Raw genomic sequence first — 14,709 nt, 5'->3', positions numbered from 1 at the left:
AAGAAGTAAGTAAATGTTCGATTGAAAAAGAGAGGAGAATTTTATGCATAAAGGAACAGAAATCGATTTTGTATTAAATGACAGTTTGAAAGCTCTAAAACTTTATCAAACGATCTTTGATGAAATAGAACTGATTGAGGCAACAGAGTATCCTAGAGGCAATAATGAAGTCATTTTTTCCTTGTATGGCACGCGGTTCCATATGCTGGATGAAAATCCGCCCCTTGGTCTGACTGCCCCTACTGCTGAACATCCAAATACGATCTGGTTCAATATCATCGTCTCTGACATTAAGGACACACATAATAAAGCATTACGAAATGGCTGTGTAGAGATCCAAGAAATGACAGAAATGATGGACTTTGGTGTGACCAATTCGATGTTCAGGGATCCTTTTGGTTATTTATGGATGCTTCATCAGGTTCATCGTGAAGTAAGTTTCGAAGAAAGAAAACAACTTTTTGAAAAATATATGTAAAGTTTATGATGAGATTAGTTCTTGTCACTGATATTTTTTTGTAAATGTTCTTATTAGAGGAAGCAAGTTTGTTCCATGTGCTTTCTCTTTTTTCTTGAATAATCAATTTCTTTGCTTTTCATAATTAAATTGTGTACAATCTAATTGTATCAAATATAATAAAAGGTGGTAATCTTATGAAAAAAATGTATTCTACAAAAATGATCAACACAGGCGGACGTTCTGGAGAAGTCCATAATCCTGATCACACATTCGAATTAAATATTGCAGCTCCTGGTAAACGTGTTGAAAACGCAACAAATCCTGAACAATTGTTTGCAGCTGGTTTCAGTGCCTGTTTCAACAGTGCATTGGAGTTGATTAAACAACAAAAAAATATTTCTGGCGCTTCTACTGTCAGCGCACAAGTTTCTCTTTATTCCGAAAGTGAAATGAGCTTTGTCTTAGGCGTAGAGATTGAAGGATCTATCGAAGGCCTTTCTCTAGAAGAAACCCAAGAATTATTAGAAGCTGCACATAAAGTGTGCCCTTATTCAAAAGCGACAGCTGGAAATATCGAAGTTACTCTGAAAGCTGTTAGTGAATAGACTTTTTTGTGTAAATCCGCTATGATACACTATAGTGAAACAGCGGAGGTGGAAAAATGGAAGATCTATATTTAGCTAATCAAGTATGTTTTCCTTTATATGCCGCCTCTAAGGAGATCATCAGGCACTACACTCCCCTTCTCAAACCGCTGAATCTTACCTATACCCAGTATCTTGTGATGCTAGTTTTATGGGAAAAGAAAAAGACTACAGTGAAAGAGCTAGGAAATGATTTGTGTCTGGATTCTGGTACGCTAACCCCCTTACTGAAGAAGTTAGCAGAAAAAAATTATATCAAGCGTCAGCGTGAAACGGATGATGAAAGAATCGTAAATGTTACGCTCACTTCTCAAGGAGTTGCGTTGCAAAAACAAGCAGAAGGTATTCCACAAAAGATCAAGTCTTATCTTCCACTTGAACAGGAAGAATTGGATACACTGCAACATCTGACCCGAAAAATGCTAGATAATTTTCATCAAGACCAGAAAAAGGGCTGAAACTGCTAGATGAACGATTTTATGAGGAAAACCAACTCATAAGATAACGTCATTTAGCGGTTTTTCTTTTTGCTCTTTCCCTTTCTTATTTTCGTATTCCATCATATAATGAATAACGTGTTTATTTTTGTTATTTGGAGGTTGTCAAATTGTCCGTTTATCAGCGTTTTTTGGCGAATGAAAAAATACGCCGCCTCACGGTTTTATTATCTGTCATTTTTGTACTTTTCTTAGTAAGAAGTATGATTACAACCATTTTACTCACATTTATCTTTACTTACTTGATGATCCACCTTGTTCAGATCATTCAGCGATTTGTCCGAATCCCTACAGGTATTTTAGCCATCATGATTTATACATTGATCGTTTATCTTATCTATCTGGCATTCACAAAGTATATCCCGATGCTTATTCATCAAACATTCGATATGATTCAATCTGTTATTGATTTTTACGAGCATCAACCAAAAGATGCGGATCCAGTTTTACAATACATCCACAATTATATCGAGCGGAACGATTTCTTTGAACAGCTTCAAAATGGTGCGTCAATTGCGCTTGGCTATTTACAAGATATAGGAAAACTGGCAGTGGCGTTCGCTATGTCGTTCATCTTAAGTTTCTTTTTTATGATTGAAAAGCAAAAAACGATTTTATTCTCACGGTTGTTTTTAAAAAGTGAGTTTTCTTGGTTCTTTCAAGATCTATATTATTTCGCCGATAAGTTTGTCAATACATTTGGCTTAGTATTAGAAGCTCAATTTATTATTGCTCTTTTAAACACATTACTGACTACTATTGCTTTGGCCGCATTTGGCTTTCACCAACTGCTGAGTTTAGCGATTATGATATTCATTCTGAGTCTGATCCCAGTAGCAGGCGTTATTATTTCTTGTATTCCTCTATCTTTCATTGCTTATTCCCAAGGAGGAATCAGAGATGTTGTTTATATCCTGATGACGATTTTGGTTGTGCATCTGATCGAATCTTATGTACTGAACCCAAAATTAATGTCTAGCAAAACAGACTTGCCGATTTTTTATACATTCGTGGTCTTGCTTGTTAGTGAACGATTCTTTGGCGTTTGGGGATTGATTGTCGGCATTCCGATCTTCACCTTCTTTTTAGATGTGCTGAAAGTGAAAAAGATTCCGAATCATTCACCAAGAGAAACAGATCTCCTTTAAATTAAAAATGAAGAAAGATAAAAATTAGAACGAACCTAAATATCAGATTTAGAATCTGTTATTCAGGGTCGTTTTATTAATATTACTTTTTCGTTTGTAAAAATGTGTTCTCCGACATTCTTCAAATGTCAGTGTCATCTATTTTGTTTAAATCTTTTTACAGAAAACATCGTTATTATACTTAATAGAATGATTCCGCTCCACAGTATGACTTTATTTTGTACTTCTCCAGTTTTTGGCAGCTGTTTATTTTTCGTATCAGAACTAGCAAGGATTATATCTTTTCTAGTTTTTATAGTCTCAGCTGGGTGAGGGCGATCAAATCGTTTTGTTTCTGTATTCTGCTTCTCTTCATTTATTTGTTGAATGGTTGTATTTATTTTTTGACTCTCTTTCTTTTCATCCTTTTGGGTGCTTATCTCTTTTGCCGTTATATTTGTTTCAGGTGTTTTTTCTGGCATTTCTGGGGCCACATCCGGCTTTTCTTCTGGAAACCCATTTGGTGTTTCTGGATTCTCGGTTTCATTATCCGTGTCTGGTTTTTCTTCTGGTGTTACTTCGTTGCTAGAGTCCGTATCTGGTTCTGGAGTCACATCTGGTTTCTCTGGATTCTCGGTTTCATTATCTGTGCCTGGTTTTGTTTCCGGTATTGTTTCGTTTCCAGAGTCTGTATCTGGTTCTGGACTGACATCTGGTTTTTCTTCGGGAGTTGTTTCAGGTTTTGATTCATTGTCTGGCTCTGGCTTCATTTCTGTATCAGGCTCTTCACCAGGTTCTATTTCCGGTTGTTGTTCTCCGTCTGGATTTTCTGTAGGCGGTATATCAGGCTTGTTTTCATTTTCTGGTTTATCCGTTGGTTCCCCAACAAGATCTCCTCCTCCTGAGTCGATCGATGAATCTTGCTCAACTGTCTGCCGTTGACTATACGGCGTCAGATAATGAAGATCGTTCGGTAAGCCATCTGATACTTTGACAGTAAACAGTGCTGGTTTTAGCAAGTCCTGATTTAATGTGACGGTGAAAGTAAATGTTGCTTGCTTGTGTTGGATAGACAAAGTATTCTCGTCGTAACTGATCAATAAAGCAGGGTCAACATTCTCAAATGTAACAGCTGATTGTCGTATCGGTGCTAAGTCTCCCGAATAATCAACTGTTGCTTTGATGGTCGCTGTTTGTCCTTTTTTTAATTTTGTGACACCTGAATTGAAGGAAGAAAATTCATCTTGGAAAGTAATTCGATTGACATTGGCCCATTTGGTTTCTGCCCAATTTGCTGTTCCTATCTCCTCTGTATGCACTGTCTGATTTATAGTAAGCGATAAGCTTAAGGCTGTAAATGTTGAGATTAAGATGGTTGGATATCTCATAACTCTCTCACTCCTTGATTTTTTTGTATGCAAGAAATAAGATAGTAGAGATTGTGCCTATATGTTTACTGTCTTTTTGTCTAGTTTCATGAAAAAAACAGTAATATTTTCAAGTTTTAACAATTTAACTAAAAAGGAGCGCCCTTCATGCAAACCCAAGAAGCGATAAAAACGTATCTTTTGAAGAAAAAAAGCAATACAAAATTAGATATTTTTCTTTTCCTGTCTGAACATCGTTTCTTTATTACTACACAATATTTAGCAGATCATTTCCATATGTCTGAATCAAATTTTCTATTATACATCAAAGAATTAGAACAAGATTTTGAGCGTCTCAATCTAACAAAACTGCATATTGATAAACAAAAACCTTTTTTGAAGTTGAATTTTGAAGGAATTGATCCGGCTTATTGCTACTATCGTCTATTTGGAAGATACTGCAACGAATCGGTCAGTTATCAGATCTTGACTTCTTTGTTCAGTTGTCAGACAAATTCGATTATCAGTTTAAGTCAGCAAACGAACTATAGTGCCTCTTATCTGTATACGAAAATGAAAAAAATCAATGCATTTTTAGCATTGTATGGTTTGTCTGTCTCCTTTTCTAATAATGGAAGAAAGTCCTTTTCTGGAAAAGAAGTACAAATCCAATATGCAGCATTAGATATTTATTGGAATATCTTTTCAAGTACTGCTACAGATTTTTATGATGAAGAACCACAGGTAGTTGCTTTTATGATGAATACTTTTTTTAAAAAAGAGGTACTTGACCGACTGAATAGCGGTATGATGGATAAATTATATTTGCTGTTGAAAATATGTAAAGAGAATTTTCCGGCTACTTCTGTGAAAGGTGTACAAAGAGAATTTGAAGAGTATGAATATATTGACTTTTTTATTGATCCCTCTGTCGATATTTTGCGCCCCAATCTGCCAATTTGTCGCGAACAACGCATCTTAGTGAATATTTTAGCTCGGCTCTCTATTACGAAAATCGAATCAGAAAAAACAAGTTTGGAGCAATACGAACTTTTAAGAAAAGCAAATGTTCCTCATGTTCTTTATTCAAGAAAAATGGTGGAATCCTTTTGTACAGTATTTGATTTGTTTATACCTGAAAAAGAAAAGATTCTTTACTCGTTGGCGTTCGCACGAAATAAACTTTATAATGGATTTCTTAACTTCAATCAACCAAATACGCCCCTTCCTACTTTTATGCTTTATCAAGAGCATAACGTATTGAAAGAAATCCAAACAGCTATCGAACGATTTTACATGGATTTCAGAGAACAAAATCAACATATGCTGCCAGATATTTTAGAAAAAGAAAATGTGCTATGGATGGTCGAGGATCTAGTACATTTATATGATCGTTACAAAAAACAACCGCTGATCGTGATTGGTGTGAACTATACGCGTGATTTTTATATCAGTAAAGATTTGATTGTTAAGATAGAACAAATTTTTTCAAATGAATCGATCAAAATACAAAACGATTTTATGGAGAACTGTAACATCGTTATCAGTGACTGCCCTTTGAAACAATTGCCTTCCCACATCAAAAAAATATATATTTTAAAGGGAATCATCACACCAGAAGATTGGAAAAAAGTGATTATGAGGATTTCAGAATATATTTTTGAATTAAAAGAAGAGGCTCTTATGAACCAATCAGAAAAAGAAAATCAAGATAACCTCTAGTTCCTAGACCAAAGAAGTGACATAAATCCGTATACTGTTAAAAAGCATACGGATTTATGTCACAAAAGTTTGAATATCTTTTTCGTTTACATAATAAAATTATAAATTATTTACTGATTTTCTTTACGTTCATTTCCTTTTTCAATTGCTTCCCATAATCCATTTAGATATACCGCACCTAATGCTCGATCATATAAGCCATATCCTGGTCTTCCTGTCTCATTCCAAATCATTCTGCCATGATCAGGGCGGATGTATCCGTCAAATCCGTTGTCATACATTGTTTTTAGAATACGGTACATGTCTAATGAACCGTATTCTGATTTATGCGGTGCTTCATAGAAATCTCGATTAGCTAAAAACTTGATATTTCGAACGTGAGCAAATGGGATCCGGTCTCTTTGGCAAAATTCTGCTAAAATTTCATACACATCATTTTCTGGGTCTTCTGCAATACTTCCTGTACAAAGAGTAATTCCGTTAGAAGGACTGTCTACTACTCGGCACAACCAATCTAGATCTTCTCGATTCTTTACGATTCGAGGTAATCCAAAAATCGAGTACGGCGGGTCATCTGGGTGTACAGCCATTTTGACCCCTACCTCTTCACATGTCGGGATGATCGATTGAAGAAAATAAGCAAAATTTTCTCGAAGTTTTTCTTCGTCTACTGATGCATACGCTTCAAGCAAAGATTTGATATGAGCTAAGCGTTCAGGTTCCCACCCCGGCAACTCGAATTCATTGCTGGACTGTTCGATGCGTTCGACGATTTCTTTTGGATCATCTGGAATATCAGCGGATATAAAAGCTAACGTAGACGAGCCATCTTCTAAGCGGTAATCAAGATCAGATTTGACCCAATCAAATACAGGCATAAAATTATAGCAGATGACTTCTATTCCATATTCTGCCAAGTTTCGGATCGTCTGCTTATAGTTTTCGATATACTGCTCACGGGACGGTAATCCAATTTTAATGGCATCATGCACATTGACGCTTTCGATAACCTTTAGTGTCAATCCACGAGACTCAATTTCTTCTTTTAATTCTTTGATCCGTTCCCTAGGCCACACTTCTCCTACTGGTATATCCATCAATGTGCCTACAATACCTTTGACTGCAGGTATTTGTCTGATTTCATCTAAAGTAATCTTTTCCTCTTGTGAACCGTACCATCTAAAAGTCATTTCCATTATAAAGTTCCTCCATGTTCTTGTAAGTAATTCTGTAATGTTTTTCGTACGGCATTGGGTCCTGCCAACATTTTGATGAACATTCCTTCTATTTTTCTGCCAATCTCAGCTTGATAAAGATCTACACCAAAAATTTCTTTATTTGACAAAATAGGAGCAATTTTCTCTTGGATATGTGAGATATCTTGCGTACCCAATTGAATGTCAGAAAGCCTGTGCTGAAGTTCTATCAGCAAAGGATCTGGACTCGGTGTGAATGGTTTCCCTTGATCATCAAGGCCAATAAGGTATCGAAGCCAAGCAGCGAGAATCAATGGGATGAACACAAGAGTCTGCGGGTCCTTATTTTCTATTTCCATATATTTTTTAATCGTCTCACCGTAACGAATCGCCACCTTTTGAGAGGTATCCGTGGCGATTCGCTGAGGCATGTCAGGAATATTTGGATTAGGAAATCGCACAGTGACTACTTCTTCAAGAAAGGTCTTTGGATCAATGATTCCAGGCGATTCTACGACTGGAAGACCTTCATTGTACCCGATTTCAGAAACTAACAGCGACAAATCTGGATCATTCATCTCCTCAGCTATACTCCTATAACCCAGTAAACAACCCATAATAGCTAAAGCCGTATGCAAAGGGTTAAGACAAGTCGTCACTTTCATCGTATCTGCTTTATCTACCGTTGCACGATCAGTCAAGAACACTCCAGCTTTTTCGAATCTCGGACGTCCGTTTGGGAAATGATCTTCCATGATTAAATAATGGATGTCTTCTGTATTGACGAATGGCGCAATATTGGTTCCCTTTGCGGTTTGCAAGATCGACATATTTGAAAAGCCTTCTTCTGCCAACATTCTGCTAACTGATATGGAAGGATTCGGAGTGATACGGTCAATCATTGTCCATGGAAACGCAACGATTTCTTCATTCGATAAGTATTGGATAAATGTTTCTGGTACATAACCTTCCTTTTGCCATTCTTTTGCGATTGCTAGCAACGAAGTACGTAATTGACTGCCGTTTTGTGAAAAATTATCTGTAGAGACAAGTGCAATCGGCCAAGCTCCCGATAAAAACCGTCTATAAAGTAGTGCAGTAAGAATACTCATCGTATGTGATGGCTTTTTCGGACCATTTTTTATATCAACTGCAATCGGTCCTATATATTTATTACTTGTATCTTTCAATCGATAACCTTTTTCACTAATAGCAAAAGTAACTAATTGCAAATTCGGATTTTCAAAGTGACCAATCATCTTAGCAAAGTGTTCCGAGCAATCTGGATGACAATACAGACTGTCAGCTGTCGCAGCTAATATACGTTTGACAAATTTTCCACTGCTTGGCATGACCACTTCAAGAATCAAATCATCAAAATCTCGGTAAGCCTTTTCAATTATTTCTTCATCGAATGTTTCACAAACAATGACACCAGTGGGCAATTCGCCTTGATCCGCTAAACGTTGAGCGATTTCTGCATGAAATCCTCGATAAAGATTTCCGCCACCAAAATGGATCCAGACAGGATTTCTTTGTCCAGTTTCTCTTAATGATGCACGGTCAAAATGAGGTATTTCTACTTCTTTTTGAGATAATTCAGGAATAAAGTTCTCCCAGTTGTTTAAATCAATCATTTTTCCCCTCCTAAACTAACATATCAGTTTTTTTGTCTTCAAATGAATTTTATGTAATAAAAACCGCTGTGTCAATCAAAATTTTACTTTTTATACAAATTTACTAGTTTAAGTGACATATCAGATTGTTTTTCAGATCTCTTCTGTTATACTACGTTCATAGAAATGATTTTGGAGGTATAAAAATGAAAAGTAGCTTGCAATCTCAAGCTTATCAAGCGATTCGTAAACAAATCATCTATGCGGACCTAGAACCTGGAAGGAAAATATCTGAAAAAGCGCTGGAGGCACATCTTTCTATCGGCCGAACCCCCATTCGCGAAGCATTGATTCAACTACGTCAACAAGAACTCGTGTACACAGTTCCTCAAAGTGGTACGTATGTTTCAAGAATCAATCTCTATTCTGCAGAAAATGCTCGATTTGTTCGAGAGCAATTAGAACAGCAGATCATGATCGAATGCTGTTCCAAATTGGACCATCAAACACGAATAGTGTTAGAAACGATTTTAGAAGAACAAGAAAAAGCAGCCAAAATAAAGGATGAACGTGCGTTTTTTCGTGCAGATAATTTATTTCATGAAGCTTGTTTCGAAATTGCCGGCAGAAAAGAAGTTTGGAACTGGTTAGATGACCACAATACCCATTTAGAACGTTTTCGTTGGTTAAGAGTGACCATACAAGGGCTTCCATGGGAAACGATCATGGAGCAACATGAAGATTTATTCAGAGCATTAGTCGATAAAAAACCAGAAGAAGCTCGTTTTCAAACGGGATTGCACTTGCACATGATGCTGAAAGAACAAGAAACTGTCACTCAACGTTATCCTGAGTATTTCAAGTAGTTGTATTTTCTTATGCCTCTTCCATTTTATAATTAACCAGCGTTTTTGAGTAATCTTTATTAAATAACAAAATATTCATTGACTTTCTAACTCCAACTAAATTACAATCATTATAAATAAATAATTATTATTGGAGGTTTTACTATGTCATTGATTGGGAAAAAAATCGAAGAATTTAACGCTCAAGCTTATCATCAAGGAGAATTTTTAGAAATTAGCGAGAAAGACCTTATGGGGAATTGGAGCATTCTATGTTTCTACCCAGCAGATTTCACTTTTGTTTGTCCCACTGAACTAGAAGACTTACAAGAACAATACAGCACCTTGAAATCTTTGGGTGTTGAAGTCTTTTCTTGCTCTACAGATACCCATTTTACTCACAAAGCATGGCATGATACATCAGATGCTATCGGTAAAATCGAATACACGATGATTGGCGATCCTTCGCATCGGATTTCTCGTATTTTTGATGTGTTGGATGAAGAACAAGGATTAGCTCAACGAGGAACATTTATTATTGATCCAGACGGCATCGTTCAAGCTATGGAAATCAATGCAGATGGAATTGGTCGTGATGCTAGTGCACTGATTGATAAGATACGGGCTGCTCAATATGTACGTACTCACCCAGGTGAAGTTTGTCCGGCAAAATGGAAAGAAAGTGGCGAAACATTGAAACCAAGTTTTGATCTTGTTGGAAAAATTTAGGTGGTCGACATGTTAGATAAAGAAACTAAACAAAACCTCGAACAATATTTAGCACTGATTGAATCTCCTATTGTTTTTTCTGTTAGTTTGGATACTAGTGAAAATAGTCAAAAATTAGCAGAATTTACGAAGGAAATATCAGAAATGTCTCCTAAAATCTCTTGGGAAAAAAAAGAGTTGACGCGGACACCTAGTTTTTCTATCAGCCCTCTTGGCAAAGAAAGTGGAATTGTTTTTGCTGGTATCCCCCTCGGTCATGAATTTGCTTCTTTTTTACTAGCACTGTTGCAAATTAGTGGACGGGCACCGAAAATCAGTGAATCTTTGAGTCTCAAAATCAAACAAATCAAACAAACGCTGCATTTTGACAGTTATGTCAGCTTGACTTGTCATAATTGCCCCGACGTTGTACAGGCATTGAATATATTAGCTGTATTAAATCCAAATATTACTCATACGATGATTGAAGGCGGTATGTTCCAAAAAGAAATCGATGATAAACAAATCATGGCAGTGCCAACAGTGTTTTTAAATGGTGAAGAATTTAGTAGCGGACGCATGACGATCGAACAAATCGTTGAAAAAATCACTGGTCCTTTGGTTGAAGAAGAATTAGTTGAAAAAAAACCTTATGATGTATTAGTGGTCGGTGGCGGACCAGCAGCTAGTAGTGCAGCTATCTATGCAGCACGTAAAGGAATCCGCACAGGGATTGTTGCTGATTCCTTCGGTGGACAAGTCGTTGAAACACTGGGAATTGAAAATATGATTGGTACCCCTTACACAGAAGGGCCAAAACTAATGCAGCAAGTAGAAAATCATGTGCGTAGTTACCCTATCGATATTATGATCAATCAACAGGCTGTTTCCTTAAATAAAGAGCAAGATTTTATCACTATCGGCTTGGCTAACGGCATATCACTTCAAGCAAAAACTGCAATTATTGCGACAGGTGCGCACTGGCGTTCTATCAATGTACCGGGCGAAAAAGAGTTTAAAAATAAAGGAATTGCTTATTGTCCACACTGTGACGGCCCTCTATTCAAAGGAAAAGAGATTGCTGTTATCGGTGGTGGTAATTCTGGAGTTGAAGCAGCAATCGATTTGGCTGGGTTAGCAAAACATGTATATGTTCTAGAATTCTTACCAGAATTAAAAGCAGATCAAATCTTACAGGATAAACTAGTCTCTCTTGCGAATGTCACTGTTATCAAACATGCAGCGACGAAAGAAATCAGCGGTACGAATCAGGTAGAATCTCTCTCCTATATCGATCGCCGTACGATGGAGATGCATACACTAGCTGTTTCAGGAGTATTCATTCTAGTCGGCTTACTCCCTAATACGGATTGGCTAGATGGAACGATCGAAATGAATCCAAGAAATGAAATAGTGACCGAGAAAAATGGCGCAACGAATATCCCCGGCGTTTTCGCAGCTGGTGATTGTACAGATAGTCCATACAAACAAATCATCGTTTCAATGGGTTCAGGAGCTACTGCAGCTTTAGGAGCATTCGATTATCTGATGCGCACTTGAGCGATGAAGATTGTAAAAAAGTCAGATAGAGGTTGTGAGCCTGCCGTTCAGCTCCGAGTCACTAGGAACAATTTCAATAAACAGTTTCTCATGTTTGTTGAATATTGTGACTTGTGACTGAGGAGTTGGCAGGAAAACACCGTTTATTCGGAAAAAAGGATTGTGATAAGATTTTTGCCACAATCCTTTTTGTCTTTTTTTTTGAATAATCACTTTTTCTTCTCTTTTTCTTATATACTATAAGTAGTAAATAGTTTGAGAGAAGAAAGGTGACTGATTGTGGCGCAAAATCGTATTTTTAAGACAAGTTTTGCAAGCGTTTATCCCATGTATGTAGCAAAAGCAGAGAGAAAAGATCGTACAAAAGAGGAAGTAGATGAAATCATTTGCTGGCTGACAGGTTATTCCCAAACAGAACTAGAAGAGCAACTACAAAAACAAGTGACTTTCGAACAATTTTTTGCGGAAGCCCCTGCCCCCAATCCTTCTCGTTCTTTGATTACAGGTGTTGTTTGTGGTGTGCGAGTAGAAAACATCGAGGATAACTTGATGAAAGAAATTCGTTATTTAGATAAAATGATCGATGAGCTAGCAAAAGGCAAAAAAATGGAAAAGATCCTCAGAAAATGATCTTTCTTAAGAAGCTCTTCTCCTTCACTCGTTTTGTACCGTTTGATTTGGTAATATGACTGGTTCACGTTAAAATAAGTCAAAGGAGGTTTTCTTATATGTTTGAGACGATTAAACAAAATATTCAAAAATACGCCTTATTAAGAGCTGCTGTTTATATTATTTCTGGGATTGCGATTGTGCTAAACCCTTCTGCTGTTTTTCATTTTATCGGTTATCTGATCACTGCCTATCTTGTTTTGCTTGGGTTGTTGAATCTTTTTGAGGCTTACCGTTTTAAAAGGAAAACAGGTTCTTGGAGTATCGGTCTGTTTAGTGGTCTTTTTTTCCTGATCTGCGCGCTGATCGTTTATGCTTTTGCACCTGCAATCGTTTCTATCCTGCCGATTCTTCTTGGATTAGCTGTTATCATCAACAGCTTGTTCCAGTTGTTCTTCAGTATGAATACAAAAGCTAAAAGTTGGAGTGTTTATAGTATTCTGTTGTTGATTGGCGGATTCGTCTTATTGTTCAATCCATTCAAAAGCTTGATGGTTCTATTTCAAATATTCGGTTTCATCTTGATTTTCATGGGCATCCAGGAGATCATCAATTTTATCAGAATAAGAAGAATGTATTGAGTTTTATGCTTTAAAAACAATTCCATTGACTGTAGTATACACAAGAAGACCTTATTTTATAATTACGGGACTGATGAATCAGAATTGATTCTTCGGTCTCTGTTTGTATGTTATGAAAACCCTAGTTATGCTAAGGTCTGCAGAGAGTTTCCCGCGTGGTAGTAAAAAAACTCGTTAAACTATTAAGTTGAAGTGGATTTCCGATGAAAAGAAAACCTCCAGTTCACACTGGAGGTCTTAATTCACAAAGATAAAAAAATCTCAGAATTTTTCTTTTTATAATAAAAGAAAATGAACAACTCCCTATCTTTCGCTATATGCCTGAACAGTTCTGAGCTGTAATCTATTCTGCTGGCACCTTTGGACTTCCTTTTTTATAGTATCCATTGTTTTTTTTATTTCATGATGAGAAACGATAGTTCCAACATTCTCGATAATCTTTTGCTTATCTAAATCTGTTAAAAAATAAATACTAGTAGAGTCATTTGTTTTATTTTTACCCAAAAGTTTTTTTAATTTATTATATTTAGTTCCAGTATGGTTATGTTTAAGAGAGGCATTTAACATAGGTAAAGCAATCCGATCAAGCGGAAGCTTATTTTTAGTTTCAGTAAAATATTGATTGAACAACCTACTATTTTCCTGTTTTTTTGAAAATTTATTATTCATATCTTTTCTCTCTATTTTATTATAACTGTATAAGCTGTTCAATTCTCTAAAATAATAGATTGTTTTGGGACCATAACCTGCTTTTTCTAATTGACGACAGGCAATTTCTGTAAGTATTTTATTCAATGACTCATTACTCGGCTTACTTTGTTCTATACGAAACTGTTCCAATTTATCTTTCAATGCTCCTGTCCATGATTTTACGCAACAATTTCCTATAATTTGCGCACTTCTGATCTTATCACCATAATATTCCTTGGTTGCTACTTTACTGAGGAGTCTTAAAGGAATATACTCTTTATAATTTAGTTTTTTATTATTGATATCCAAAGGAATATTGAATTCTCCTCTGCCGTTCTCAAGGGCATAAATCATCTCTGCAAAATTTTTTTCTGTGTCTTTTATTTCATAAATGTAACTTACTTTCCTCTTCATCTGTTCCCTATTTTTAACAACTAAAGATTTCTCTGATCTTTCAGGAGGAGCTATTCCAGCTTTATCAAAAATTTCTATCTGAAAAAAACCAGCTTTTTTTTGGATGGATGCTGTTACAAGATGTGAACTTTTTTCAGTTTTGAAAGAAAGAGGTATCATAATAAAACTACTGGAATCATTAACAACCAATTCATTGGTATATTTGCGAAATAATTCAGCATTTTCAAGCGCATAAGTACTTCTTACAAGAGATTCTTTCATATTTTTTGTATCTATTTTAAATTCATCTTCACTTAAATCAACTAAGTTAATAAATAAAGGGGTCAAATCTGAAATAAAATTTGTTTTATTAAAGCGATTGATATCGTTTGTTTTAAAATGATATTGCTGAGCAAAGGCATTAGCAATATTGTTAACCCATTGATCATTTTCGATACGTGCTAATCTTTCGTTATCTATTTCTTGTATTAATTTATGCTCGCCCATAAGCTTCCTCCACTGTGATAAATATTTAAACGTTCTGATAAGTCATCTTAACATATTTATCCAATCCATAATTTTAGTATAAAAACTATTTTTTTCTATTAAAAGAAAAAATTGTGACTATAAGATT

General features: G+C 36.0%; 14 protein-coding genes. 10 read left to right on the top strand and 4 right to left on the bottom strand.

What is annotated here, in order from left to right:
- The first annotated feature begins 43 nt into the window (after nucleotides 1–43).
- The 4 genes from RWU19_RS07110 to RWU19_RS07095 all read left to right on the top strand — a co-directional run bounded on the left by RWU19_RS07110 (nucleotide 44) and on the right by RWU19_RS07095 (nucleotide 2,749).
- Nucleotides 44–478 carry a VOC family protein gene (locus RWU19_RS07110; protein WP_065773102.1) on the top strand — a complete coding sequence of 145 codons (435 nt, stop codon included), beginning with the start codon at nucleotides 44–46 and terminating at the stop codon, nucleotides 476–478.
- 176 nt (nucleotides 479–654) lie between these two features.
- Nucleotides 655–1,065: an organic hydroperoxide resistance protein gene (locus RWU19_RS07105; RefSeq protein ID WP_002290719.1), complete on the top strand. Its 411-nt coding sequence runs from the start codon at nucleotides 655–657 to the stop codon at nucleotides 1,063–1,065.
- 56 nt (nucleotides 1,066–1,121) lie between these two features.
- Nucleotides 1,122–1,562, top strand: a complete 441-nt coding sequence (locus RWU19_RS07100; RefSeq protein ID WP_123837937.1) for a MarR family winged helix-turn-helix transcriptional regulator — start codon at nucleotides 1,122–1,124, stop codon at nucleotides 1,560–1,562.
- Nucleotides 1,563–1,711: 149 nt separating this feature from the next.
- Nucleotides 1,712–2,749, top strand: a complete 1,038-nt coding sequence (locus RWU19_RS07095) for an AI-2E family transporter (RefSeq protein ID WP_002290717.1) — start codon at nucleotides 1,712–1,714, stop codon at nucleotides 2,747–2,749.
- Nucleotides 2,750–2,883: 134 nt separating this feature from the next.
- Here the strand turns inward: RWU19_RS07095 and RWU19_RS07090 are convergent, their stop codons facing one another.
- A complete protein-coding gene (locus RWU19_RS07090) occupies nucleotides 2,884–4,116 on the bottom strand; it encodes an LPXTG cell wall anchor domain-containing protein (protein ID WP_123837936.1) in 1,233 nt (410 codons plus the stop codon).
- Nucleotides 4,117–4,263: 147 nt separating this feature from the next.
- On the opposite strand from RWU19_RS07090, the gene RWU19_RS07085 reads away from it, so the two are divergent.
- Nucleotides 4,264–5,817 carry a helix-turn-helix domain-containing protein gene (locus RWU19_RS07085; protein ID WP_104764424.1) on the top strand — a complete coding sequence of 518 codons (1,554 nt, stop codon included), beginning with the start codon at nucleotides 4,264–4,266 and terminating at the stop codon, nucleotides 5,815–5,817.
- A 110-nt stretch (nucleotides 5,818–5,927) separates the two neighbouring features.
- On the opposite strand, the gene uxuA is transcribed toward RWU19_RS07085, so the two are convergent.
- Both uxuA and RWU19_RS07075 read right to left on the bottom strand, forming a co-directional pair.
- Nucleotides 5,928–7,013: a mannonate dehydratase gene (gene uxuA, locus RWU19_RS07080; protein WP_086323220.1), complete on the bottom strand. Its 1,086-nt coding sequence runs from the start codon at nucleotides 7,011–7,013 to the stop codon at nucleotides 5,928–5,930.
- A complete protein-coding gene (locus RWU19_RS07075; protein ID WP_123837935.1) occupies nucleotides 7,013–8,650 on the bottom strand; it encodes a mannitol dehydrogenase family protein in 1,638 nt (545 codons plus the stop codon). Before RWU19_RS07075 ends, uxuA begins: the two co-directional genes overlap by 1 nt.
- Nucleotides 8,651–8,835: 185 nt before the next feature.
- Between RWU19_RS07075 and RWU19_RS07070 the strand changes: the two genes are divergently transcribed.
- The 5 genes from RWU19_RS07070 (at nucleotide 8,836) to RWU19_RS07050 (ending at nucleotide 12,992) form a co-directional block, all read left to right on the top strand.
- Nucleotides 8,836–9,495: a GntR family transcriptional regulator gene (locus tag RWU19_RS07070; RefSeq protein ID WP_123837934.1), complete on the top strand. Its 660-nt coding sequence runs from the start codon at nucleotides 8,836–8,838 to the stop codon at nucleotides 9,493–9,495.
- 144 nt (nucleotides 9,496–9,639) lie between these two features.
- Entirely contained in the window at nucleotides 9,640–10,203 is a 564-nt protein-coding gene (gene ahpC, locus RWU19_RS07065) for an alkyl hydroperoxide reductase subunit C (RefSeq protein ID WP_002290708.1), read from the top strand.
- Between the two features lie 9 nt (nucleotides 10,204–10,212).
- Nucleotides 10,213–11,742 carry an alkyl hydroperoxide reductase subunit F gene (ahpF, locus tag RWU19_RS07060; protein ID WP_070769928.1) on the top strand — a complete coding sequence of 510 codons (1,530 nt, stop codon included), beginning with the start codon at nucleotides 10,213–10,215 and terminating at the stop codon, nucleotides 11,740–11,742.
- Nucleotides 11,743–12,021: 279 nt separating this feature from the next.
- Complete coding sequence (locus RWU19_RS07055; RefSeq protein ID WP_002309193.1) at nucleotides 12,022–12,372, top strand: DUF2200 domain-containing protein; 351 nt, start codon at nucleotides 12,022–12,024, stop codon at nucleotides 12,370–12,372.
- Nucleotides 12,373–12,470: 98 nt separating this feature from the next.
- Nucleotides 12,471–12,992: an HdeD family acid-resistance protein gene (locus RWU19_RS07050; protein WP_002290703.1), complete on the top strand. Its 522-nt coding sequence runs from the start codon at nucleotides 12,471–12,473 to the stop codon at nucleotides 12,990–12,992.
- Between the two features lie 303 nt (nucleotides 12,993–13,295).
- Here RWU19_RS07050 and RWU19_RS07045 read toward each other — a convergent pair whose 3' ends face one another.
- Nucleotides 13,296–14,582, bottom strand: coding sequence for a hypothetical protein (locus tag RWU19_RS07045; RefSeq protein WP_070769931.1), 1,287 nt, complete (start codon nucleotides 14,580–14,582; stop codon nucleotides 13,296–13,298).
- Nucleotides 14,583–14,709 lie beyond the last annotated feature (127 nt).

The sequence above is a fragment of the Enterococcus sp. 2STP genome, from assembly GCF_032465635.1.
Taxonomy (GTDB): Bacteria; Bacillota; Bacilli; order Lactobacillales; family Enterococcaceae; genus Enterococcus_B; species Enterococcus_B lactis.
Note: the sequence above shows the minus strand (reverse complement) of the source record. Positions and strands in the feature narration are given on the sequence as shown.